Annotated in this window: 21 protein-coding genes; 13 read left to right on the forward strand and 8 right to left on the reverse strand. The window is 63.1% G+C overall.

Annotation, left to right across the window (positions count from 1 at the left end; all coding sequences use genetic code 11):
- Positions 1-74 precede the first annotated feature (74 nt).
- From PMI26_RS32390 to PMI26_RS10720, 3 genes are all read right to left on the reverse strand, one after another.
- Positions 75-149, reverse strand: a complete 75-nt coding sequence (locus tag PMI26_RS32390; RefSeq protein ID WP_236169628.1) for a PLP-dependent transferase — start codon at positions 147-149, stop codon at positions 75-77.
- Between the two features lie 144 nt (positions 150-293).
- Positions 294-1,472 carry a trans-sulfuration enzyme family protein gene (locus PMI26_RS10725; protein WP_007976078.1) on the reverse strand — a complete coding sequence of 393 codons (1,179 nt, stop codon included), beginning with the start codon at positions 1,470-1,472 and terminating at the stop codon, positions 294-296.
- Entirely contained in the window at positions 1,469-2,845 is a 1,377-nt protein-coding gene (locus tag PMI26_RS10720; protein WP_007976080.1) for a pyridoxal-phosphate dependent enzyme, read from the reverse strand. The genes PMI26_RS10725 and PMI26_RS10720 overlap by 4 nt, the downstream gene beginning before the upstream one ends.
- Positions 2,846-3,119: 274 nt before the next feature.
- Between PMI26_RS10720 and PMI26_RS10715 the strand changes: the two genes are divergently transcribed.
- The 4 genes from PMI26_RS10715 to argE are packed head-to-tail and all read left to right on the forward strand — an operon-like array spanning position 3,120 to position 6,729.
- Positions 3,120-4,481, forward strand: coding sequence for a flavin-containing monooxygenase (locus tag PMI26_RS10715; RefSeq protein ID WP_007976082.1), 1,362 nt, complete (start codon positions 3,120-3,122; stop codon positions 4,479-4,481).
- Positions 4,481-4,891 carry a RidA family protein gene (locus PMI26_RS10710; protein WP_003201555.1) on the forward strand — a complete coding sequence of 137 codons (411 nt, stop codon included), beginning with the start codon at positions 4,481-4,483 and terminating at the stop codon, positions 4,889-4,891. Before PMI26_RS10715 ends, PMI26_RS10710 begins: the two co-directional genes overlap by 1 nt.
- Positions 4,892-4,901: 10 nt before the next feature.
- Complete coding sequence (locus PMI26_RS10705; RefSeq protein WP_007976091.1) at positions 4,902-5,576, forward strand: DUF1028 domain-containing protein; 675 nt, start codon at positions 4,902-4,904, stop codon at positions 5,574-5,576.
- Positions 5,569-6,729 carry an acetylornithine deacetylase gene (argE, locus tag PMI26_RS10700; RefSeq protein ID WP_007976094.1) on the forward strand — a complete coding sequence of 387 codons (1,161 nt, stop codon included), beginning with the start codon at positions 5,569-5,571 and terminating at the stop codon, positions 6,727-6,729. Before PMI26_RS10705 ends, argE begins: the two co-directional genes overlap by 8 nt.
- Before the next feature lie 29 nt (positions 6,730-6,758).
- Here argE and PMI26_RS31455 read toward each other — a convergent pair whose 3' ends face one another.
- Positions 6,759-6,914: a hypothetical protein gene (locus PMI26_RS31455; protein WP_157222277.1), complete on the reverse strand. Its 156-nt coding sequence runs from the start codon at positions 6,912-6,914 to the stop codon at positions 6,759-6,761.
- Here PMI26_RS31455 and PMI26_RS10695 point away from each other — a divergent pair.
- The 3 genes from PMI26_RS10695 (at position 6,913) to PMI26_RS10685 (ending at position 11,072) form a co-directional block, all read left to right on the forward strand.
- On the forward strand, positions 6,913-7,953 hold the full coding sequence (locus PMI26_RS10695) for an ABC transporter substrate-binding protein (protein ID WP_007976096.1): 1,041 nt from the start codon (positions 6,913-6,915) through the stop codon (positions 7,951-7,953). The genes PMI26_RS31455 and PMI26_RS10695 overlap by 2 nt on opposite strands.
- A gap of 539 nt (positions 7,954-8,492) precedes the next feature.
- Positions 8,493-9,908 carry a purine-cytosine permease family protein gene (locus tag PMI26_RS10690; RefSeq protein WP_007976098.1) on the forward strand — a complete coding sequence of 472 codons (1,416 nt, stop codon included), beginning with the start codon at positions 8,493-8,495 and terminating at the stop codon, positions 9,906-9,908.
- A 123-nt stretch (positions 9,909-10,031) separates the two neighbouring features.
- Entirely contained in the window at positions 10,032-11,072 is a 1,041-nt protein-coding gene (locus PMI26_RS10685; RefSeq protein WP_157222278.1) for a GGDEF domain-containing protein, read from the forward strand.
- A gap of 182 nt (positions 11,073-11,254) precedes the next feature.
- Here the strand turns inward: PMI26_RS10685 and PMI26_RS10680 are convergent, their stop codons facing one another.
- From PMI26_RS10680 to PMI26_RS10665, 4 genes are all read right to left on the reverse strand, one after another.
- Complete coding sequence (locus PMI26_RS10680) at positions 11,255-11,614, reverse strand: cupin domain-containing protein (RefSeq protein WP_007976102.1); 360 nt, start codon at positions 11,612-11,614, stop codon at positions 11,255-11,257.
- Positions 11,615-11,627: 13 nt separating this feature from the next.
- Entirely contained in the window at positions 11,628-13,025 is a 1,398-nt protein-coding gene (locus PMI26_RS10675) for an NAD(P)/FAD-dependent oxidoreductase (protein ID WP_007976104.1), read from the reverse strand.
- A gap of 70 nt (positions 13,026-13,095) precedes the next feature.
- Positions 13,096-14,370, reverse strand: a complete 1,275-nt coding sequence (locus tag PMI26_RS10670) for a nucleotide disphospho-sugar-binding domain-containing protein (RefSeq protein WP_007976107.1) — start codon at positions 14,368-14,370, stop codon at positions 13,096-13,098.
- 99 nt (positions 14,371-14,469) lie between these two features.
- A complete protein-coding gene (locus PMI26_RS10665) occupies positions 14,470-15,402 on the reverse strand; it encodes a GntR family transcriptional regulator (protein WP_007976109.1) in 933 nt (310 codons plus the stop codon).
- Positions 15,403-15,600: 198 nt separating this feature from the next.
- Here PMI26_RS10665 and PMI26_RS10660 point away from each other — a divergent pair, with 198 nt between their 5' ends.
- From PMI26_RS10660 to PMI26_RS10635, 6 genes are all read left to right on the forward strand, one after another.
- Positions 15,601-16,656 carry a polyamine ABC transporter substrate-binding protein gene (locus PMI26_RS10660; RefSeq protein WP_007976110.1) on the forward strand — a complete coding sequence of 352 codons (1,056 nt, stop codon included), beginning with the start codon at positions 15,601-15,603 and terminating at the stop codon, positions 16,654-16,656.
- An 82-nt stretch (positions 16,657-16,738) separates the two neighbouring features.
- Positions 16,739-17,599: an ABC transporter permease gene (locus PMI26_RS10655; RefSeq protein ID WP_007976113.1), complete on the forward strand. Its 861-nt coding sequence runs from the start codon at positions 16,739-16,741 to the stop codon at positions 17,597-17,599.
- Positions 17,596-18,402: an ABC transporter permease gene (locus PMI26_RS10650; RefSeq protein ID WP_007976115.1), complete on the forward strand. Its 807-nt coding sequence runs from the start codon at positions 17,596-17,598 to the stop codon at positions 18,400-18,402. Before PMI26_RS10655 ends, PMI26_RS10650 begins: the two co-directional genes overlap by 4 nt.
- Positions 18,395-19,474, forward strand: coding sequence for an ABC transporter ATP-binding protein (locus PMI26_RS10645; protein WP_007976116.1), 1,080 nt, complete (start codon positions 18,395-18,397; stop codon positions 19,472-19,474). The genes PMI26_RS10650 and PMI26_RS10645 overlap by 8 nt, the downstream gene beginning before the upstream one ends.
- A gap of 32 nt (positions 19,475-19,506) precedes the next feature.
- Complete coding sequence (locus PMI26_RS10640) at positions 19,507-20,790, forward strand: nucleotide disphospho-sugar-binding domain-containing protein (RefSeq protein ID WP_007976118.1); 1,284 nt, start codon at positions 19,507-19,509, stop codon at positions 20,788-20,790.
- The gene (locus tag PMI26_RS10635) at positions 20,783-21,151 is read left to right on the forward strand and encodes a cupin domain-containing protein (RefSeq protein WP_007976120.1); all 369 of its coding nucleotides are present in this window, start codon (positions 20,783-20,785) and stop codon (positions 21,149-21,151) included. Before PMI26_RS10640 ends, PMI26_RS10635 begins: the two co-directional genes overlap by 8 nt.
- Positions 21,152-21,172 lie beyond the last annotated feature (21 nt).

The following is a 21,172-nucleotide window of genomic DNA, read 5'->3' on the forward strand; positions in this document are numbered from 1 at the left end:
ATGTTGGATGTGCCGCCGTCTTCGCGAGCAAGCCCGCTCCCACAGGTTGTGTTGTGTCCTACAATTCAGGTTGCTTACATCCTTGCCAACGCCTGCGCCAGGTCCGCGCGCAAGTCTTCGACATCCTCAACCCCCACCGACAACCGCACCAACCCTCAAGGCCAAAAAAAGACTTGTGGGAGCGCGCTTGCTCGCGAAAGCGGTGTGTCAGTCACATCGATGTTGGATGTGCCGCCGTCTTCGCGAGCAAGCCCGCTCCCACAGGTTGTGCTGTGTCCTGCCATTGAGGTTGCTTACATCCGCGCCAACGCCTGCGCCAGATCTGCGCGCAAGTCCTCGACGTCCTCAACCCCCACCGACAACCGCACCAACCCATCGCCAATCCCCAGCTCTGCCCGGGTATCGGGCGGGATGGTGGCGTGGGTCATGATCGCCGGGTGTTCGATCAGGCTTTCCACGCCGCCCAGGCTTTCGGCCAGGGCGAAGATCTGCACGTTCTCGAGGAAGCGTTTGGCGCCGGCCAGGTCGCTGTTGAGGTCGAGGGAGATCATCCCGCCGAATCCGCGCATTTGCCGCTGGGCCAGTTCGTGCTGCGGGTGCGAGGGCAGGCCGGGGTAGTAGACCCGGGAGACTTGCGGCTGACGCTCCAGCCACTGCGCCAGTTCCAGTGCGTTGCTGCAATGGCGTTCCATGCGCAGGGCCAGGGTCTTCACCCCGCGCAGGGTGAGGAAGGCGTCGAACGGCCCGGCGATGGCACCGACGGCGTTTTGCAAAAAGCCCAGGCGCTCGGCCAGTTCGGCGTTCTGCCCGACCACGGCGATGCCGCCGATCACGTCGGAGTGGCCGTTGAGGTATTTGGTGGTCGAGTGCAGCACGATGTCGAAACCCAGTTCCAGCGGGCGCTGGATCCACGGGCTGGCGAAGGTGTTGTCGGCCACGCAGATGATGCCGCGCGCGCGGCAGGTGCGGGCGATGGCGGCGAGGTCGGTGAGGCGCAGCAGCGGATTGCTCGGGGTCTCGACCATGACCATGCGGGTGTCGTCCTGCAGGGACGCCTCGAACGCCGCCAGGTCGGTCAGGTCGACAAAGCTGAAGCGATGCCCGGCGCTGCGCTGGCGCACCTTGTCGAACAGGCGGAAGGTGCCGCCGTACAGGTCGTTGCCGGAGACGACGTGCGAACCGGCATCGAGCAGTTCCAGCACCGTGGAAATGGTTGCCAGCCCCGAGGCGAAGGCAAAGCCCCGGGTGCCGCCTTCGAGGTCGGCCACGCAGCGCTCCAGGGCCCAGCGCGTCGGGTTGTGCGAGCGCCCGTAGTCGAGGCCCTTGTGCACCCCGGGGCTCTGTTGCAGGTAGGTGGAGTTGGCGTAGATCGGCGGCATCAAGGCCCCGGTCGATGGGTCCGGCGTTTGCCCGGCATGGATCACCCGGGTGGCGAAGCCCTGAGGCGGGGCGTTTTTGTCCTGTTGACTCATGGCAGGGATCTCCGCAAATGGTTGAGCATGTCGGTTCGGGTAATCAGGCCGTGGAAACCCGAGGCATCCTGGATGATCGCCACCAGCCCACGGCCCAGCTCGGCCTCCAGTTCCGCCAGGGTGGCAGCGGGGGACAGGGTCTGCAGTTTGTCGGTCATGGCGCTGGCCACGGTTTTACGGAAGTGCGCAACGTCTTCATGCACCCCCAGCAGGATGTCGGACTCGTCGATCACGCCGACCAGTTGCTGACCCTTCACCAGCACCGGCAATTGCGACACGTCCGCCAGACGCATGCGCTGGAATGCGGTGAGCAGGGTGTCGTCGGGGCCGACGCTGATCACCCGGCCATCCTCGAAACGCCGCGCGATCAGGTCGCGCAGGTCGCCGTAGTGCTTGCGTTGCAGCAGGCCCTGATCGTTCATCCACTGGTCGTTGTAGACCTTCGACAGGTAACGCGTACCGGTGTCGCAGACGAAGCTCACCACCCGTTTCGGCTGGGTCTGTTCGCGGCAGTAACGCAGCGCCGCCGCCAGCAAGGTACCGGTGGACGAGCCGCCGAGTATGCCTTCGGCGCGCAGCAACTGGCGGGCATGGTCGAAGCTTTCCTCGTCGCTGATCGAATAGGCGTGGCGCACGCTCGACAGGTCGGCAATCGACGGGATGAAGTCTTCGCCGATGCCTTCCACCGCCCAGGAACCGGGGGTGGGGAGGGTGCCACCGCGGCTGTATTCAGCCATCACCGAACCGACCGGGTCGGCCAGGACCATTTCCAGGTCCGGCTGCACGCGTTTGAAGAAGCGGGTCAGGCCGGTGAGGGTGCCGGCCGATCCGACGCCGACGACGATGGCGTCCACATCATGCTGGGTTTGCGCCCAGATCTCCGGCGCGGTGCTGCATTCGTGGGCCAGGGGGTTGGCCGGGTTGTTGAACTGGTCGGCGAAGAACGCATCGGGAATTTCCGCCGCCAACCGCGCGGCGACGTCCTGGTAGTACTCGGGATGGCCCTTGCCGACATCGGAGCGGGTGATGTGGACCTCGGCGCCCATGGCCTTGAGGTGCAGGACCTTCTCGGTGGACATCTTGTCCGGCACCACCAGCACTACGCGATAGCCCTTGGCGCGGCCGACCAGGGCCAGGCCCAGGCCGGTGTTGCCGGCGGTGGCTTCGACGATGGTGCCGCCGGGGCGCAGGCGACCGTCGCGTTCGGCGGTGTCGATCATGGCCAGACCGATGCGGTCCTTGATCGAACCGCCGGGGTTCTGTGATTCGAGTTTGAGAAACAGCGTGCAGGGACCGGTATCGAACCGGCTGACGCGTACCAGCGGGGTATTGCCAATCAGTTCGAGTACGGCAGGACGGGAATAGTCGGGCATGTCATCACTCCTTGCGTGGATCCGCACTGGATGGACAGCAATCCGCGCCGGGTCTTCGCGCCGGTCGCGGGCAATGCATCGCTTGGACCATAGGCCGGGATCGGGTCGACCGCAACCTCGCACGGCCAGCCGGTCACCTCGACGCTTTTTCCTCGCCAGCAACCACAAAAAACATAATTTCGCTATTTCCCGGCTCCGAACAGAATGCGGCCAACACCCTGATACCGATAGCCGCAGCAGAAGAACAACAGTGATCAGAATCGAGGCGGCAGCCATGACCGACCTGAATCAAACCACCTTTCAGAAGTGCACAGCCATGACAGTTGATAAAACCGTAATTGATACGCTTGTTGTTGGCGCCGGCCAGGCCGGCGTGGCCATGAGTGAACACCTGAGCAAACTCGGTGTGCCCCACCTCGTGCTGGAGCGCAACCGTATCGCCGAAGCCTGGCGCACCGGCCGCTGGGATTCGCTGGTGGCCAACGGTCCTGCCTGGCACGACCGCTTTCCGGGCCTGGAGTTCGATGGCCTGGACCCGGACGCCTTCGCCGGCAAAGAGCAGGTGGCCGAGTACTTCGAAGCCTACGCCCGCAAGTTCAACGCGCCGATCCGCACCGGTGTTGAAGTCAAGAGCGTACAACGTAATGCCGACCGTCCGGGTTTCACCGTTGAAACCTCTGATGGCGTGATCGAGGCCCGCCACGTGGTGGTCGCCACCGGCCCGTTCCAGCGTCCGGCCATACCGCCGATTGCCCCGTCAATGGCCGGCATCAGCCAGATTCACTCCGCCCAGTACTACAACCCGCAGCAACTGGCCGAAGGCGCCGTGCTGGTGGTGGGCGCCGGGTCGTCGGGCGTGCAGATCGCCGATGAGCTGCAACGTTCCGGCAAACAGGTCTACCTCTCGGTCGGCGCCCACGACCGTCCGCCGCGCGCCTATCGCAACCGCGATTTCTGCTGGTGGCTGGGGGTGCTGGGCGAGTGGGATGCCGAGGCCATGCAGCCGGGCAAGGAACACGTGACCATCGCCGTGAGCGGTGCCCGTGGCGGCCACACCGTGGACTTCCGCCGCCTGGCGCATCAGGGCATGACCCTGGTCGGCCTGACTCAATCATTCAATGGCGCTGTGGTGAGTTTCGAAAACAACCTCGCCGACAACATCCGCCGTGGCGATGAAAACTACCTCGCGCTGCTCGACAAGGCCGACGCCTATATCGAACGCAATGGCCTCGACCTGCCGCTGGAACCGGAAGCCCGGGCCATGCTGGCCGATCCGGATTGCGTGACAAATCCAATCCTGGAACTGGACCTGGTCAAGGCCGGCGTGACCACGATCATCTGGGCCACCGGTTACTCCACCGACTACAGCTGGCTGAAGGTCGATGCCTTCAAGGAGAACGGCAAGCCACAGCACCAGCGCGGCGTGTCGGCCGAGCCCGGCGTGTATTTCGTCGGGTTGCCGTGGCAGTCCCGTCGTGGCTCCGCGTTCATCTGGGGCGTTTGGCACGACGCCAAGCACATCGCTGATCACATCGTTAAACAGCACACCTATTTCAACTATCGGGATGCGACCCAGCGTCAAGCCGACGCCGCCCGCGCACCTGTTCAGAAAGCCAGCCTCATGGGAGTTCGTTAATGCCTACTCATACCCGCATCCGCATGTTCAACACCAAAGACACCTACCCGAACCAGACGCTGGACAACGATTTGTGCCAGGCCGTGCGCGCCGGCAATACCGTGTATGTGCGTGGTCAGGTTGGCACCGACTTCAACGGCCAGCTGGTGGGCCTCGGTGATCCGCGCGCCCAGGCCGAACAGGCCATGCGCAACGTCAAGCAATTGCTGGAAGAGGCGGGCAGCGACCTGAGCCACATCGTCAAGACCACCACCTACCTGATCGACCCGCGCTATCGCGAGCCGGTGTACCAGGAGGTCGGCAAGTGGCTCAAGGGTGTGTTCCCGATTTCCACCGGGCTGGTGGTCAGTGCCCTCGGCCAGCCGCAGTGGCTGATGGAAATCGACGTGATTGCCGTTATCCCTGAATAAGGACTTCGCCATGACTTTTTCCATCGTGGGTCGCTGCGCCGAGACCGGCCAGCTGGGCATTGCCATCAGTTCTTCGAGCATCGCCGTCGGTGCGCGCTGCCCCTGGCTGCGTGCCGGGGTCGGCGCGGTGTCGAGCCAGAACATCACGCTGCCGGCCCTCGGCCCGCAGATCCTCGATGAACTGGCCAACGGCTCGGCGCCGCCCCAGGCGCTGGACCACTCGTTGACCCGCAACGGCTACAGCCAGTACCGCCAGGTGGCGGTGGTGGATGCCCATGGGCGTACGGCGGTGTTCAGCGGCAACCATGCGCTGGGCATCAACAACGCGGTGGCCGGAGACCAATGCGTGGCAGCCGGCAATCTGCTGGCCAACAGTGGGGTGATCGAGGCGATGGTCGCGGCCTTCGAAAACAGCGAAGGCTGCCTCGCCACCCGCCTGATGAACGCCTTGCAGGCCGGGCAGGACGCCGGCGGCGAAGCGGGCGCGGTGCACTCGGCGGCGTTGTCGGTGGTCGGTGACCTGACCTGGCCGATTGTCGACCTGCGGGTGGATTGGGCCGATGAAAACCCGATCGGCGAGCTGGGCAAACTGTGGACGGCCTACGAGCCGCAATTGCAGGACTACCTGACGCGCGCGCTCAATCCGACCCTAGCCCCCGCCTATGGAGTGCCCGGCGATGAGTGAGTTGCGCAGCCGCGCCATGCTCGCGCGATTGATTGGGTTCGCCACGGTCAGCCGCGATTCGAACCTCGAGCTGATCGAGTTCGTGCGTGACTACCTGCACGGGCTGGGCGTGGCGTGCGAACTGATCTACAACGCCGAGCGGACCAAGGCCAATCTGTTGGCCACGGTCGGCCCGAGCGTGGCCGGCGGCATCGTGCTGTCCGGTCACACCGATGTGGTGCCGGTGGACGGCCAGGCCTGGACGGTCGAGCCGTTCAACTTGAGCGAGGCGGGCGGCAAGCTTTACGGTCGTGGCACCGCGGACATGAAAGGCTATCTGGCCTCGGTGCTGGCCGCCGTGCCGGTGTTTCTCGCCAGCCCTTTGAAGCGCCCGGTGCATTTGGCGTTTTCCTATGACGAAGAGGTCGGCTGCCTTGGCGTGCGCGGTTTGCTGGAGGTGTTGCCCCAACGCATTCCGGCTCCGGCGTTGTGTTTGATCGGCGAGCCGACCGAGCTCAAGCCGGTGCTCGGCCACAAGGGCAAGCTGGCGATGCGTTGCCACGTGCGTGGTGCGGCCTGTCATTCGGCCTACGCGCCTTATGGGGTCAATGCCATCGAGCAGGCCGCGCGCCTGATCGGTCGGCTGGGCGACATCGGCGCCACCCTGGCCCGGCCGTCATTGCACGACAAGCGCTTCGATCCGGCGTTCTCGACCGTGCAGGTCGGCGTGATCCAGGGCGGTACGGCGCTGAACATCGTGCCAGCGGACTGCCGTTTCGATTTCGAGATCCGCGCCTTGCCGGACTTCGCTCCGCAAGTGGTCGTCGATGAGTTGCAGGACTACGCCGAGCAGACGTTGCTGCCGGCCATGCAGGCCGTGGACACCGATACCGCCATTCGCTTTGAAAAAATCTCGGCCTATCCGGGCCTGGCGACACCCGCCGACAGCGCCGCCGCCCGGCTGATTGCCGAGCTGTGCGGCAGCGATGATTTCGGCACCGTGGCCTTTGGCACCGAAGGCGGGCTGTTCAATCAGGCCGGGATTGCGACCGTGGTCTGCGGTCCCGGCAGCATGGACCAGGGGCACAAGCCCGATGAATTTGTCAGCGTCGACCAGATGGCGGCCTGTGACCGCCTGATGGATCGCCTGGCGGTGTATCTGAGTGAGCAATAACAACAATGGGTCAACAGGGCTGATTCCGCTCAATCACCTGTAGGAGCCGGCTTGCCGGCGATAGCGATTTGGCAGGCGACATCGGTTTTGACCGATCCGCCGCCATCGCCGGCAAGCCGGCTCCTACAGGTGACGAATCGGCATTGGTCAGTGTGCGAACCCATACTTTCGAGGAAGCGATCCATGTCCAGATCCTTGCGTTGCAGTGTTCCGTTTGCCCTGGCGTTGTTGAGTGCCAGTGTATGGGCGGCCCCCCAGGACCTCACCGTGATTTCCTTCGGTGGTGCTACCAAGCAGGCCCAGGATAAAGCCTACTTCCAGCCCTTCAACGCCAGCGGCGCGGGCAACATCATCGCCGGTGAGTACAACGGCGAGCTGTCGAAGATCAAGGCCATGGTCTCGGCCGGTCACACCAGCTGGGACGTGGTGGAAGTCGAAAGCCCCGAGCTGTTGCGCGGCTGTGAGGAGGGGCTGTTCGAGAAGCTTGACGCCGGGCGCTTCGGTGATTCGGCGAACTTCGTGCCCGGTGCGCTGACCGAATGCGGGGTGGCCACTTACGTCTGGTCGATGGTCATGGCCTATGACCAGAGCAAGCAGGCCAAGGCGCCGCAATCCTGGGCGGACTTCTGGAACGTCGCCGACTTCCCGGGCAAGCGCGGCCTGCGCAAGAGCGCCAAGTACACCCTGGAAATCGCCTTGCTGGCCGACGGCGTCAAGGCGGATGACATTTACAAGGTCCTGAACACCCCACAAGGCGTGACCCGGGCCTTTGCCAAGCTCGACCAGATCAAGCCGAACATCCAGTGGTGGGAGGCGGGCGCCCAGCCGGCGCAATGGCTGGTGGCCGGCGACGTAGTGATGAGCGCGGCCTACAACGGCCGGATCGCCTCGGCGCAAAAGGAAGGCATGAAGCTGAGCATCGTCTGGCCGCAAAGCCTGTACGACCCGGAATACTGGGCGGTGGTCAAAGGCACACCGAACAAGGCACTGGCGGAAAACTTCATCGCGTTCGCCAGCCAGCCGCAGACGCAAAAAGTCTTCTCGGAAAGCATCCCCTACGGGCCGGTGCATCGCCAGACCCTGCCGCTGCTGCCCAAGGACGTGCAGGAACAACTGCCAACCGCCGAAGCCAACCTGGCCGGCGCCCGGGCGGTGGACGCAGAGTTCTGGGTCGACCATGGCGAAGAGCTTGAACAGCGCTTCAACGCCTGGGCTGCACGCTGATACAGGCACCGCATAACCCCCTGTGGGAGCGGGCTTGCTCGCGAAGGCGGTATGTCAGTCACATCGATGCTGGATGTGCCACCGCCATCGCGAGCAAGCTCGCTCCCACAAAGTGTGGCGCACACAGGACCCTGTGGGAGCGAGCTTGCTCGCGATGAGGCCATCAGATCCAATATCTTCATTGACTGGTCCACTGCCATCGCGAGCAAGCCCGCTCCCACAAAGTGTGGCGCACACAGGACCCTGTGGGAGCGAGCTTGCTCGCGATGAGGCCATCAGATCCAACATCTTCGTTGACTGGTCCACCGCCATCGCGAGCAGGCTCACTCCCACAGGGATTTCGTCGTTCGGAATTTTATTGGTTTTTCCTGCTGATAAATGGCCATTACTGCGCAATCTTTTTTAAGGTTTAAAGGCACAAATTAACTAATTTTCCTCCCCGCGCTCTTTGTCCATGATCGTCTCCAACAAGAAATGCGCCGTCCCGTTTGCGCACACCGAAGTACGAACACGTACTCATCCTTGCCTTGGAGTTCGTCATGTCCACCACCGCTTCATCCGCCCCGCTCATCGAGAAACACACGATCGGGTACGTCCCTCCTGAGGATCGCCACGGAAAGGTCAAAGATCTGTTCACCCTGTGGTTCGGCGGCAATATCGCGCCGTTGCCCATCGTCACCGGTGCGCTCGGCGTGCAGTTGTTCCACCTGAACCTGGTCTGGGGCATTGTCGCGATCATCGTCGGCCACCTGGTCGGTGGGGTGCTGATGGCGCTGCACTCGGCGCAAGGCCCGCAGATGGGCATTCCGCAGATGATCCAGAGTCGCGCGCAGTTCGGTTCCCTGGGCGCGTTGCTGGTGGTGGTGATTGCCGGCGTGATGTACATCGGCTTCTTTGCCTCCAACATCGTCCTGGCCGGCAAGTCGCTGCATGGCGTGGTCGAAAGTGTGCCGGTATCGGTGGGCATCGTCCTCGGCGGCCTCGGTTCGGGGATCATCGGCATCATTGGCTACCGCTTCATCCATGTGCTCAATCGCATCGGCACCTGGGTGCTGGGCCTGGGCATCGTGCTGGGCTTCGGCTACATCCTGACCCACGTGCAGACCGATGACTTCCTCACCCGCGGCAGTTTCAACATCTCCGGCTGGCTGGCCACGGTGTCGCTGGCAGCGCTGTGGCAGATCGCGTTCGCGCCGTACGTGTCCGATTACTCGCGTTACCTGCCGAAGGACGTCAAGGTCAGCTCGACCTTCTGGGCGACCTACCTGGGTTCGTCGCTGGGCTCGATCCTGTCCTTCGTGTTCGGCGCCGTCGCCGTGCTGGCCACGCCCGTGGGCATGGACACCATGGACGCGGTGAAACTCGCCACCGGTGCCATCGGCCCGTTGATGCTGGTGCTGTTCCTGCTCAGCGTGATCAGCCATAACGCCCTGAACCTGTACGGCGCGGTGCTCTCGGTGATCACCTTGCTGCAAACCTTCGCCCACCGCTGGATTCCGACCGCGCAGAGCCGGGCGGTGCTGTCGCTGATCATCCTCGCCGGTTGCTGCGTGGCGGCCATCGGCGCCTCGGCGGATTTCATCGGGCACTTCGTCGACCTGGTGCTGGCGTTGCTGGTGGTGCTGGTGCCGTGGACCGCGATCAACCTCATCGACTTCTACGCGATCCACAAGGGTGACTACGACATCGCCTCGATCTTCCGCGTCGACGGCGGTATCTATGGGCGCTTCAACCCGCAGGCGCTGCTGGCCTACGCCATCGGCATCGTGGTGCAGATTCCGTTCATGAACACGCCGATCTACACCGGCCCCGTGGCAGTGCATATCGATGGCGCGGATCTGTCGTGGCTGGTGGGTTTGATCGTCACGACGCCGCTGTACTACTGGCTGGCGAACCGCGATACCGCTTACCGTCGCCGGCAGAACGTGGCGAGTCTGATGTCGGGCAACATATAAAGGACGCTGGAACAGGCGTACCGGGTTGAAATGAGGCTGTAATTCGGGATAGCCGTTTGTCGGGCGTATGGTTATGCTCAGCGAGCCTGCCGATCGCCAATGATAAACAACCACAGTGAAGCCATGAGCCAATCCGACACGCGTGCGACTGTTCTAGCGCTGTATCCAGAAGATTCCCGTGAGGCAGCGGCGTTGCTCAAGCAGGCAGTGCCGCTGATGGTTCGTCACAACATTCCGCCCAACCCGGTGCACTACGCGCTCTGGTACACCTACAGCAAGGGCCAGGAGCCGGAACTCAACCGGCACCTGGACCGGGTGGTCAACGATTTCGACGCTTTCCCGCCGGAGTCGGCGGCCAGGCTGTTTCGCGAGTACATCATCCGCGACGAACTGGCGGACGCCCGCTCCGGGCAGCAGGAAGCGATCAACCTGGTCGACGACATGGAGCGCGATGTCTCGCGCAGCGTGAAGGGTAACCAGAACTTCCAGGCCAGCCTTGGCCAGTACCTGCAAATGCTCGAAGAGCCGGCCAGCGAGCGCTTGCCGAGCATCCTGATCCAGCTGCAACAAAGCACCCGGCTGATGCAGGGGCAGCAGGAACACTTCCTCGCCCAGTTGCAGTCGGCGCAACACGAGATCAAAAGCCTGCGCGACAAGCTGGAGCGCGCCCAACTGGCCGCGACCCTCGATGGCCTGACCGAATTGCTCAACCGCAGCACCTTCAACCGCAAGCTTGAACAGGCGATGAATGACGCGGCGTCCGGCGTGGCGCTGGTGATGCTGGATATCGACCACTTCAAGCAATTCAACGATCAGTACGGCCATCCATTGGGGGACCGTGTTCTTCAGCATGTTGCCCGGGTGTTGCGTGACTCGCTGTCGGGCGAAGCGTTCGCGGCGCGTTACGGCGGTGAGGAGTTCTGCGTGGTGCTCACGGATTGCCCGGATCTGGCGGCGGCGGGTGCGTTTGCCGAGCGCCTGCGTCTGAAAATCCAGTCGCTGCGGGTCAAGGCCCGGGGCACCGATACCGTGCTGGACACCATCACTGCGTCGTTCGGCGTGGCCCATGCACAACCCGGCGACACGCCGGAAAGCCTGCTGACCCGCGCCGACGACGCGCTGTACCAGGCCAAGCGCAATGGGCGCAATCTGGTACGGCAGTAACCCCTTAAAGGACAAACCACCGGCACCTGTGGCGAGGGAGCTTGCTCCCGCTGGGTCGCGCAGCGGCCCCAAAATCTGAGCACTCAGGTATCAACTGGTAAACAGGGTTTGCGACTGCTGCGCAGCCGAACGGGAGCAAGCTCCCTCGCCACAGGTTGTTTGGTGCTCCTTTCATCGCGCGGTTAGCCGAGGATGAAGTAGACCTTGCGCACCGGGGTGAGGTTTTCCCAGGTGCCCTGGAATCCGCTGGCGACCACGAAGGAATCACCGGGGCCGAACGTGCACGCGACGCCTTCGGCATCGGTCAGGCGCACCGTGCCCTCGAGAATGTGGCACAGCTCATCGTAATCGCACTGGCAACGCTCCCGGTGCGGTCCCGCCTCCCAGATGCCGGCCACGGCGTTTTTCCCGGGCGCCACAAAGTGCCGCCAACTCTTGCTGCGATAAGGCGCGTCGACCACGGCCGGGTCGTTGATTTCGGTGTCACGGGGGGCAAGCTCACTGGCGAAGTCTATGACGTGCCGGGGCAGGGCTGTGGACATGGTGGTCTCCGGGTCAGGAATCGAAGCCGATGCCAAAGGCATCGAAGGTCTTGAGCAGCAGGTCGCGGTGACCGTCGCGGTCCTCCCGCGCCAGTGAGCGCTGGGCCAGTTTCACGCCGACATAACGCAACGGCTCGGGCGGAAAGCAGAACGGCGCCTTGGAGGTCATCAGCAGCTCGGTGCGCTCAGTGCGTTCCCCGGCCAGCAGGTCGAGCATGTTCAGCGCGGCAAAACGGCTGGCCGATACCCCTTGCCCGGTGAAGCCCAGGGCATAGGCAACGCGGCCCTGATGTTCGCAACCGGTGAACATCGTGGTGCGTGCCGAGGTGTCGATGATGCCGCCCCAGGCATGGCTGAAGCGCACATCGCCCAGGGCAGGGAATGTCTGTTGAAACTGTTCGGCCAGGCGCTGGAAGCTTTGCGGGCGCTGGGTCAGGGCCTCGTCGCGGCGCCCGCCGAAATGGTAGATGGCATCAAAGCCGGCCCAGAGAATGCGGTTGTCGGCGGTCTTGCGCAGGTAGTGGAACTGATTGCCGGAATCGGCGATGCCGTATCGGTCGGTCCAGCCGATGGCGGCCAGTTGTTCATCGCGCAGTGGCTCCGTGACCAGCGAGTAGTCATAGACCGGGATCACGCTCGAGGCCAGATGGCCGAGCAGCGGCGGGGCGATGTTGGTGGCGAGGGCGATCTGCCCGGCGATGATTTCGCCGTCGGCCGTGCGCAGGCGCAGGCTGTCGTTGTGGGCATCCAGTTGCAGCACCGGGCTGTTTTCGAACAGTTGAATGCCTTGCTCAAGGCATACGCGGCGCAATTCGGCAGCCATTTTCGCCGGATTGAGCAGGGCGTAGTTGGGTTCGAACAGACCTGCCACGTAGGCCGGGGAGTCGAGTTTCTGTGCCAGTTGAGGGCCTTCCAGCCACTGGCAGTCAATGCCGAACCGCGCGTAGTTGCGTTGCATGGCGCGCAGTCCGCCGACCTGCCAGGGTTGGCTGGCGACGTTGAGCTTGCCCCGGCGTTCGAACTCGACCTGCATGCCGAAGCGATCCAGATCGGCAGCCAGTTCATCAAGGTTCTGCCGGCCCAGGCGGATCAGTTGCTGCGCTTCATCCGGCCAACGCTTGAGGGCGTTGGACACGCCATGGGAAATGCTTGGCGCGCAGAACCCGCCATTGCGCCCGCTGGCCTCACCGCCACAACGACGGGCCTCGATGATCGCGATGCTCAGCTTGGGGTTGCGCTGGCGTGCCAGTAGCGCCGTCCACAATCCGGTGAATCCGCCACCGACCACGGCCAGGTCGCATTGCATGGTTGCGCTGACAGGGGGAGCGGCGGGCGGTGGGGTGACAGTGTCCTGCCAGAAGGGATGGGGCAGGACGTGGTCGAGCGCATCGAGACGCGGTGGGGCATTCATGCTGAAACTCCGGCGGTGTGTCGGGCAGCGACGATTGCGTTCGGTTGCCCGACGGTTTTTGTTGTTTTGGCTAGAGGTCGAGAATGGCGCGCGCGGCAATGTCGGTGCCGCGGGTCGCCTGCATGCGCAAGCTGAACGATGCGAGGCGTTGCTTCATCGCTTGGTCGGCCAGCAGTTGTTCGAGGGCGCCGGGCAGGGCGGCCAGGGGATCGGCGAAGCGCGGCAGGTAGCGGCCGACGCCGACTTCCTCGGCGCGGGCGGCGTTGTCGTGACCGTCCCAGCAATAGGGAATGATCAGCGACGGCAAACCGAAGTACAGCGCCTCGCAGAAGCTGTTGTTGCCGCCGTGATGGATGAACACATCGCATTCCTTGAGTACGGCGGGCTGGGCGAACCAGCTGTCGAGGTACACGTTGTCCGGCACGGTGGTGTACATGTCGCGGTAGGCGCCGACGTTGACCAGGAAACGGTACGGCAAGGTTTCGATCGTGCTGATCAGGCGCTTCATCATCCCGGTGTCGGCAGCGCCGAGGCTGCCGAAGCTGAGGTAGATCAGCGGTGCGTCGTTGTGCCGTGGGAAGTCCGGGACGATGTACGGCGCTTCGCGGCGTACGCAGCCGTCGAGGTAGACGTAGCGCTGCGGATCGAGCGGCTGCCGGCGTTCATAACGCACAGGCGTCGGCGACAGCAGCAGGTTGAGCCAGGGTGAATCGGTGAGGAACTGCCCCGCCGGACAGGGCGCCGTATGGTTGCCCAGGAGAAACTGCGAAAAGCGTTCATGGGCCGGTGCGACCGCTTTGAGGTAGTGCTCGGAGTAACGTTCGCAGGCTTCGGTGTCACTGGCCAGGCAGCCAGACAGGTACGGCGGAACGGCAGCGTCCGGCAGCTCGGTCTCGGCGCAGGACACCACCCGCACCCACGGGCAGCCGGCGTTGGCGATGGCCGGGAACATCACCACGTTGTCGAGCACGATCACGTCTGGCTTGAGGCGGCCGAGCAGCTGCTGCAAGGGTTTTTCCGCTTCGATGGCGGTGTCGATGATGGCTTCCCAGGCGGGCGCCACGTAGCTGTCGATCTGCGCCAGAGGGGTCTGGTCGAAATAGGGAATGCTGCGCTCGATGAAGCGTTCCCAGTAGTGCTGATGTTCCGCCGCCGACAAGGGGCTCACTTGCGGAATCGGGTACTCGTCGAATCCATATTCGGCGAACAGCCCCTGGAAATGCTCGTGGCAGATGAACACCGGTCTGGCGCCCAGCTCGCGCAACGACTGAGCGATACCAATGCAGTTCAAGGCCGCGCCGAAACTGGCTTCCGGAAACAGGGCGATCAGTTTTTGTTTTTGCATGGCGAGGGCTGTCCATGGCGGGTCAGACCCGCCGCTCCTGAAGGTGTTTTTGATGCTGTCTTATTTTCAAAAAAAAATCATCATGTTTTTGCGTGGCGCTTAACGACGCCCAAACAGATGGCTCTGCGGAATGCCCCGGTTGGCGGTTTGCGGGCGTTGCGCGGCGCTCAGGCGCAGGTGCAGGCGCAGCAGGTCGGCGGCGATCTCCATCTGCCCGCGTTCGATCTGCGCGATGATTTGCTGGTGTTCGCGCAGGGCCTCTTGCAGGCGGTGCACGCTGACCGATGGCAGCAGGTTCGGCAAGCGGCGCAAGCCCTGATGCTGGAGCAGGGCGTCGCTGATGAAGCGGTTGCCGCAGCTCTGGGCCAGCAGTTCGTGGAAGCTGATGTCCAGTTCGCGAAACTGCTGCAGATCGAAGTCTTCCACGGGGCGGGCGAGCAGGCTTTGCATGGCGCTGCGCAACAGCGCCAGGCGTTGCGGGTCGGCGTTGAAGCTCGGGCTGAGCAAGGCTTCGGGCTCGAGGATCAGGCGGAATTTCAGGCTTTCTTCGAGGGCGGCCAGGCTGTTCAGCGACGGCCGAAACAGCCAGGACTGGCCGGGGCCGCGCTCGATGGCCTGGCTTTCGCTCAATTGCTGCAGGGCCTTTTGCGCCGCGGGCCGGCCGATGTCGTAGCGGCGCATCAGTTCGCTGATGCTGATGCTGTCGCCCAGGCGCCCGGCCATGCGGTCACGCAGCACCGAGGCGGCCAGTTCTTCTTCCTCGGCCTGGGGCAGGGCGGCGTTGAAGGCCTGGCCCGCCGGCGATGCCAGCAATCGGTAGCCCTTGCCGGCTTCGTGGCTCAGCAGGTTTTCTTCCAGCAGCACTTTCAGCGCGCCGCGAATCAGCGTGCGCGACACCTGGAACGTGCGGGACAGGGCCTGTTCGGCCACCGGGTCGCCGGCCACCAGGCCGCTTTCCTGGGTGTGCTCGAGGATGCGCCGGGCCAGTTCCAGGTGATTGGTGCGCGGTTTTTTTTCAGCTGTCGTGCTCAAGCGTCTTTTCTCGTTGTGATCCGCTGTGGGACTCAGTTGCCCATCTTATGTCATGCGCTGGCCAGTCGTCAGGCCGTAAAAAAGCGTTGACATCTTTTGATACTGGTCCTAATTTCTAAAAAAAAACACCAGCAATCGTTTCTCGTTTTGCCGTACTGCCTTCGAACACAACAATAAACAATCGTCGGGTGAGTATTTATGAGCAAGCTGAATGATCTTCTGTGCGCGGGATTGGCCGTTTCCCTGGCGATCGCCTCACAGGCTGCAAGTGCGAAAGACATGGTGATTTCCATCTGGGACGGCTACATGGCCCCGGATGCGCTGGAGAAGTTCAAGGCGGCCAGCGGTGTGGACGTCGACAAGGCGCTGCACGCCACCAACGAAGAAATCATGGGCAAGCTGATGGCGTCCGGTGGTGAAGGCTATGACGTGGTGTTCGTCTCCTCGCCCTTCGCCGAAGTCCTGCACAAGCAGGGGCTGCTGGCGGACATCGATCCGGTCAAAGTCCCCAACCTGAAAAACCTCTACCCCGAAGCCACTCACCTGGAATATGACCAGGGCAACCAGTTTTCCGTGCCTTACACCTGGGGCACCACGGGCATCTGCTATCGCTCCGACAAGGTGACACCGGCGCCGCAGAGCTGGAACGAGCTGCTCAATCCGAGCGATGCCCTCAAAGGCAAGGTGACGATGCTGGCCACCGACCGCTGGATGCTCGGCGCCGGTTTCCTCGCCAAGGGCTGGTCGGTCAACGACAGTGACCCGGCACAGATCGCCGCGGTTCGCGACCAGCTGATCGCCACCAAAAAACGCATTCTGTCCTTCGACGACACCACCTTCTATTCCAAGCTCGCTTCCGGCGAATCGCTGATGGCCCATGCCTGGGACGGCTGGTGCAACTACGGCACCCAGGCCAACGCGGCGATCAAGTTCGTGGTGCCCAAGGAAGGTTCCGACCTGTGGGTGGACACCATGGTGGTGCTCAAGAGTTCAAAGCACCAGGACCAGGCCTTCAAGTTCATCAACTTCATGCTGGCCAAGGAAAACCACGCCTGGGTCGCTGAGAACATCCTCTACAAAGTCCCCAACCAGGCGGCCATGGCCGGGTTGTCCGCGGACCTGCTCAAGCAATACCCCAACCTGACCATCGCCCCCGCCGAGCTGCTGAAAATGGAGCAATTGCGCGACTTGGGCGGCACCACGCAAAAGGCCTACACCCGCGCCGTCACCGAAATCATGGCCGCGCAGAACTAACGCCACGTCGATCCGAGGCATGCCCGGCATGCCTCGCCACGCTCGCAAGCCGCCTCTGTCCTGAGGCGGGAGGATAGGGTTAATGAGTGCTTTGCATGCTGACAGGCGTCTGTCGGCCTGGCTTCTTGCGCCCGGCTTTGGCTGGCTGCTGATGTTTCTGGTGATTCCGTGCCTGCTGGTGCTGGTCTACAGCTTCGTCGAACGCGGTGCCTACGGTGGCATCGACTGGTTGTTCACCTGGGAAAACTACCAGCGCGCGTTCGATCCGCTGTACCTGGGCATCCTGCTCAAGTCGGCGAAAATCGCCGGGCTGGCCACGGTGTTCGCGGTGTTGATCGGCTACCCGGCGGCCTATGCGATTGCCCGGGTGCCACGGCGGCGCCAGGCGGTGTACCTGTTCCTGGTGATGCTGCCGTTCTGGAGCAACTACCTGATCCGCACCTACGCCTGGATCGTCCTGCTCAACCGCGAAGGCCTGATCAACCGCCTGCTGCAAGTGTTCGGCTACAGCGGCGAACCCATCAGCCTGCTGTACACCGAGTCGTCCGTGGTGCTGGGGCTGGTCTACAACTACATCCCCTTTGTGATCCTGGCGATCTTCTCGTCGCTGTCGCGGATCAACAACGAACTGTGGGACGCCTCGAAAGACCTCGGCGCCTCGGGCTGGATGACCTTTCGTCGGATCATCCTGCCGCTGAGCGTACCGGGTATCGCCGCCGGTGCGGTGTTTGTCTTCGTGCTGAGCATCGGCAACTTCATCACCGCCGACCTGCTCGGTGGCAAGCAGGTGCAGATGGTCGGCAACCTGATCTATGCGCAATTCCTCACGGCGCGGGACTGGCCGTTCGGCGCGGCACTGAGCTTCTTCCTGATCGCGATCATGCTGATCCTGTTGTTCATCCAGGCCCTGGTGGCCCGTCGTGCAGAAGGGGCGCGTTCATGAGTCAGCCACGTTCTGTCAGCGCCACCGTGCTGGGTTCGCACCTGGGGCTGGTGTACGCCTTCCTTTATATACCGATCCTGGTGTTGATCCTGCTGTCGTTCAACAAGTCCGGGTTGCCCACCGCCTGGGGCGGCGTGTCGTTGAAGTGGTACGCGGCACTGGCGCACAACACGGCGATCCTGTCGGCGGCGCTCAACACCCTGATCGTCGCCTTGTCGGCGACCTTCATTGCCTGCGTGCTCGGCACGTTCCTGGCGCTGGGCATTGAGTTGCGCCGCAAGGGCAATGACAAGGGCCAGGTGGTCGACACCTTGCTGATGGCGCCGATGATCATTCCCGACATCGTGCTGGCGATTGCGCTGCTGAGCTTCTTCAACCTGCTCAAGGTCGGACTGGGCCTGCACTCGATCATCATCAGCCACGCGGTGTTCAACATCGCCTTCGTCTGCGCGGTGGTGCGCACGCGGCTCAAGCACTTCGACTATTCGATACTCGAGGCCTCGATCGACCTCGGCGCGAGCTGGTTCACCACCTTTCGCCGGGTCCTGCTGCCGGTGATTTTCCCCGGCGTGCTGGCCGGTGGATTGCTCTCGTTCACCCTGTCGGTGGACGAATTCATCATCGCCTTTTTCAACTCCGGCTCCGGCCAGGCTTCGACCACGTTGCCCATGCAGATCTACGCCATGATCCGCTTTGGCGTCACCCCGGAAATCAACGCTCTGGCGACGCTGGTGATGCTGGTCAGCATCACCGCGCTGCTGGCTTCGCAGCGTCTCAACAAGGCTCCTCGCACCCATGAATAATTCATCTGCGGTACTGATCCTGGACAAGGTCAGCAAGTCTTATGGCAACGGCCTGGCGGTCAACGAGGTGTCGCTGAGCATCCGCGAGAACGAGTTCTTCGCGCTGCTCGGCCCGTCCGGCTGCGGCAAGACCACGCTGCTGCGCATGCTCGCCGGTTTCGAGACCCCCAGCGGTGGCTGCATCTACCTGGACGGCAATGACATCTCGCCGCTGCCGGCCAACAAGCGTCCGCTGAACCTGATGTTCCAGTCCTATGCGCTGTTCCCCAACATGACCGTGCGCAAGAACATCGCCTACGGCCTGGAAATGGAGCGCCTGCCGGAAAGCGAAATCCGCCGGCGGGTCGATGAAGTGCTGAGCACTGCGCAGCTGGGTGAGCTGGCCGAGCGCAAGCCCGATCAGCTTTCTGGCGGCCAGCGTCAGCGCGTGGCACTGGCTCGGGCATTGGTCAAACGCCCACGGGTTTTATTGCTCGACGAGCCCTTGGGTGCCCTCGACAAGAAGCTGCGGGAAAAGATGCAGCTGGAACTCAAGCGCCTGCAACACGAGAGCGGCATCACCTTCATCATCGTCACCCACGATCAGGAAGAAGCGCTGGTGATGTCCGACCGCATGGCGGTGCTCGACGGCGGCAAGGTGTGCCAGTGCGGCAGTCCGTCGGAGCTGTACGAGAACCCCAACAGCCGGTTTGTCGCCAACTTCATCGGCGTCAGCAACCTGCTCGAAGGCGTGCGTTCGGGCCAGCATTCGGTGCGCGTGAATGGCCAGGAGTTGAGCGTGGAAACCGACGCACCGCTGGTGTCCGGCCAGTCCGTCGCCGTGGTGGTGCGCCCCGAACGCCTGCAAGTGCTGACGGAGCAGGGCAGCGATTGCCCGAATCAGGTCAGCGGAAAAATCGTCGAAGTCGCCTACCACGGCCTCGACACTAACCTGCATGTGCAGACAGCCCTCAGCGACAAACCGCTGATCGTGCGCGTGCCGTCCTCACAGTTCGAATTCGCCCATTTTGCAATCGACACGACCATCCGGCTGGGCTGGCAAGCCCGGCATGCCCGCGTATTGACACGCTGAACAATAAAAAGACCAGGCAGGAGCAGCACTCGATGAAACAGAAAGTGATCGCATTCTTCCCCGAAGCCGCCTACGGCCCGGCGCTGAACTCAGTCGGTATCGCCCAGGCCTGTGAAGCCCTGGGCCATAAAGCGGTGTTCCTCACCGACCCGGGCATGAGCGGTGTCTACGCCGGTTATGGTTTCGAGGAGCACATGGTCAACATGTCGGCACCGATGCCGGCCGAAGAGATGGCCCGCTACTGGGTGGACTTCATCAACGGCCACATCCCGAATTTCCGCAAGTCGCCGCTGGAGCAGATCGACAACTACGTCAAGGAGTGCTGGGCGGCCATCGTCGAAACCGCCAAGTGGGCGCAAAAGGACCTGCCAGCGGTGCTGGACAAGGTCAAACCCGACCTGATCTGCGTCGACAACGTGATCCTGTTCCCGGCGATCAAGCAATACGGCAAGCCGTGGGTGCGGATCATTTCCTGCTCGGAAAACGAGATCGAAGACCCGGACATCCCGCCGCACCTGTCGGGCATGAGCATCGACGACAAGGCCGGCCACGCGCAATTCCGCCAGCGTTTCGAGGAAGTGGTGGGACCGATCCACGACGACTTCAACCAGTTCCTGCAGGCCCACGGTGAGGAGCCCTATCCGTTGGGGACGTTCTTTGAAGCCTCGCCGTTCATGAACCTGCTGCTGTACCCGGACGCGGTCAAGTTCGACCGCCGCCATCCACTGCCGGCCGAGCGTTTCCATTACCTGCAAGGCTGCGTGCGCCACGACACGCCGTACGAGATTCCACAGTTCCGCGCCCACAACGACAAGCCGCTGCTGTACGCCAGCTTCGGCAGCCTCGGTTCCGGCGACGTCGAGTTGCTCAAGCGCCTGATCGAGGCGGTGGGCAAGCTGCCTTACCGGGCGTTGTTCAACGTTGGCGAGCACCTCGACGAATACACCGACCTGCCGGACAACGTGCAGATTTCCAACTGGTTCCCGCAGCCGTCGGTGATCGCCCAGGTCGACGCGGTGATCCACCACGGCGGCAACAACAGCTTCACCGAGTGCCTGTTCTTCGGCAAACCGGCGATCGTCATGTCCTACGTCTGGGACGGCCACGACAACGCCATGCGCGCCGAAGAAAGCGGTCACGGTTTCAAGCTTGATCGCTATGAATGGAGCGAAGAACAGCTCGCCCAAAAACTCCACGCCTGCCTCAACGACGAGGCCATGCGCCAACGCCTGCAGCGCACCAGCGCGCAGATGCAATCCCGCAAAGGGCCGCAAGACGCGGCCGCGATTCTCGACAAGGTGCTCAACGATGCCTGATTCATCCACCACGGCGGGTATCACGCCGTACCTCGAAACCGTCAGCAGCCGCACCGACCTGGTGGACTGGGGCGTGCAGAGCGACGCCATCGAAGGCGTCTCGCATTCCAGCGGGCGCTTGCTGTTCAAGGGCCCGAACAACAGCCCGGAAACCGGGTTGTGGGTGTGCACCCCCGGGCGCTGGCGGCTGTCGATTCCCCGGGACGAGCTGTGCCATTTCATCGCCGGGCACGCCACTTACCGCAACGACAACGGCGAAGTGATTGAAGTGCGCCCCAACACCCTGGTGCTGTTCCCGGCCGGCTGGACCGGTGAATGCGACGTCCGGGAAACCTTGCGCAACGTTTACATGCTCGCTTGAGCCTGCCCTTTGTGGGAGCGA

The organism is Pseudomonas sp. GM33 (genome assembly GCF_000282295.1).
GTDB classification, from domain to species: domain Bacteria; phylum Pseudomonadota; class Gammaproteobacteria; order Pseudomonadales; family Pseudomonadaceae; genus Aquipseudomonas; species Aquipseudomonas laurylsulfatiphila.

What these genes read in the sequence shown, in the direction of transcription:
- PMI26_RS10655 (WP_007976113.1), top strand. Translation starts at nt 16,739, where the DNA reads ATGAGTGCTTTGCATGCTGACAGGCGTCTGTCGGCCTGGCTTCTTGCG.
- PMI26_RS10645 (WP_007976116.1), top strand. Translation starts at nt 18,395, where the DNA reads ATGAATAATTCATCTGCGGTACTGATCCTGGACAAGGTCAGCAAGTCT.
- PMI26_RS10670 (WP_007976107.1), bottom strand. Translation starts at nt 14,370, where the DNA reads ATGCAAAAACAAAAACTGATCGCCCTGTTTCCGGAAGCCAGTTTCGGC.
- PMI26_RS10690 (WP_007976098.1), top strand. Translation starts at nt 8,493, where the DNA reads ATGTCCACCACCGCTTCATCCGCCCCGCTCATCGAGAAACACACGATC.
- PMI26_RS10640 (WP_007976118.1), top strand. Translation starts at nt 19,507, where the DNA reads ATGAAACAGAAAGTGATCGCATTCTTCCCCGAAGCCGCCTACGGCCCG.
- PMI26_RS10680 (WP_007976102.1), bottom strand. Translation starts at nt 11,614, where the DNA reads ATGTCCACAGCCCTGCCCCGGCACGTCATAGACTTCGCCAGTGAGCTT.
- PMI26_RS10725 (WP_007976078.1), bottom strand. Translation starts at nt 1,472, where the DNA reads ATGAGTCAACAGGACAAAAACGCCCCGCCTCAGGGCTTCGCCACCCGG.
- argE (WP_007976094.1), top strand. Translation starts at nt 5,569, where the DNA reads ATGAGTGAGTTGCGCAGCCGCGCCATGCTCGCGCGATTGATTGGGTTC.
- PMI26_RS10695 (WP_007976096.1), top strand. Translation starts at nt 6,913, where the DNA reads ATGTCCAGATCCTTGCGTTGCAGTGTTCCGTTTGCCCTGGCGTTGTTG.
- PMI26_RS10710 (WP_003201555.1), top strand. Translation starts at nt 4,481, where the DNA reads ATGCCTACTCATACCCGCATCCGCATGTTCAACACCAAAGACACCTAC.
- PMI26_RS10715 (WP_007976082.1), top strand. Translation starts at nt 3,120, where the DNA reads ATGACCGACCTGAATCAAACCACCTTTCAGAAGTGCACAGCCATGACA.
- PMI26_RS10705 (WP_007976091.1), top strand. Translation starts at nt 4,902, where the DNA reads ATGACTTTTTCCATCGTGGGTCGCTGCGCCGAGACCGGCCAGCTGGGC.
- PMI26_RS10675 (WP_007976104.1), bottom strand. Translation starts at nt 13,025, where the DNA reads ATGAATGCCCCACCGCGTCTCGATGCGCTCGACCACGTCCTGCCCCAT.
- PMI26_RS10650 (WP_007976115.1), top strand. Translation starts at nt 17,596, where the DNA reads ATGAGTCAGCCACGTTCTGTCAGCGCCACCGTGCTGGGTTCGCACCTG.
- PMI26_RS10660 (WP_007976110.1), top strand. Translation starts at nt 15,601, where the DNA reads ATGAGCAAGCTGAATGATCTTCTGTGCGCGGGATTGGCCGTTTCCCTG.
- PMI26_RS10685 (WP_157222278.1), top strand. Translation starts at nt 10,032, where the DNA reads ATGAGCCAATCCGACACGCGTGCGACTGTTCTAGCGCTGTATCCAGAA.
- PMI26_RS10635 (WP_007976120.1), top strand. Translation starts at nt 20,783, where the DNA reads ATGCCTGATTCATCCACCACGGCGGGTATCACGCCGTACCTCGAAACC.
- PMI26_RS31455 (WP_157222277.1), bottom strand. Translation starts at nt 6,914, where the DNA reads ATGGATCGCTTCCTCGAAAGTATGGGTTCGCACACTGACCAATGCCGA.
- PMI26_RS10720 (WP_007976080.1), bottom strand. Translation starts at nt 2,845, where the DNA reads ATGCCCGACTATTCCCGTCCTGCCGTACTCGAACTGATTGGCAATACC.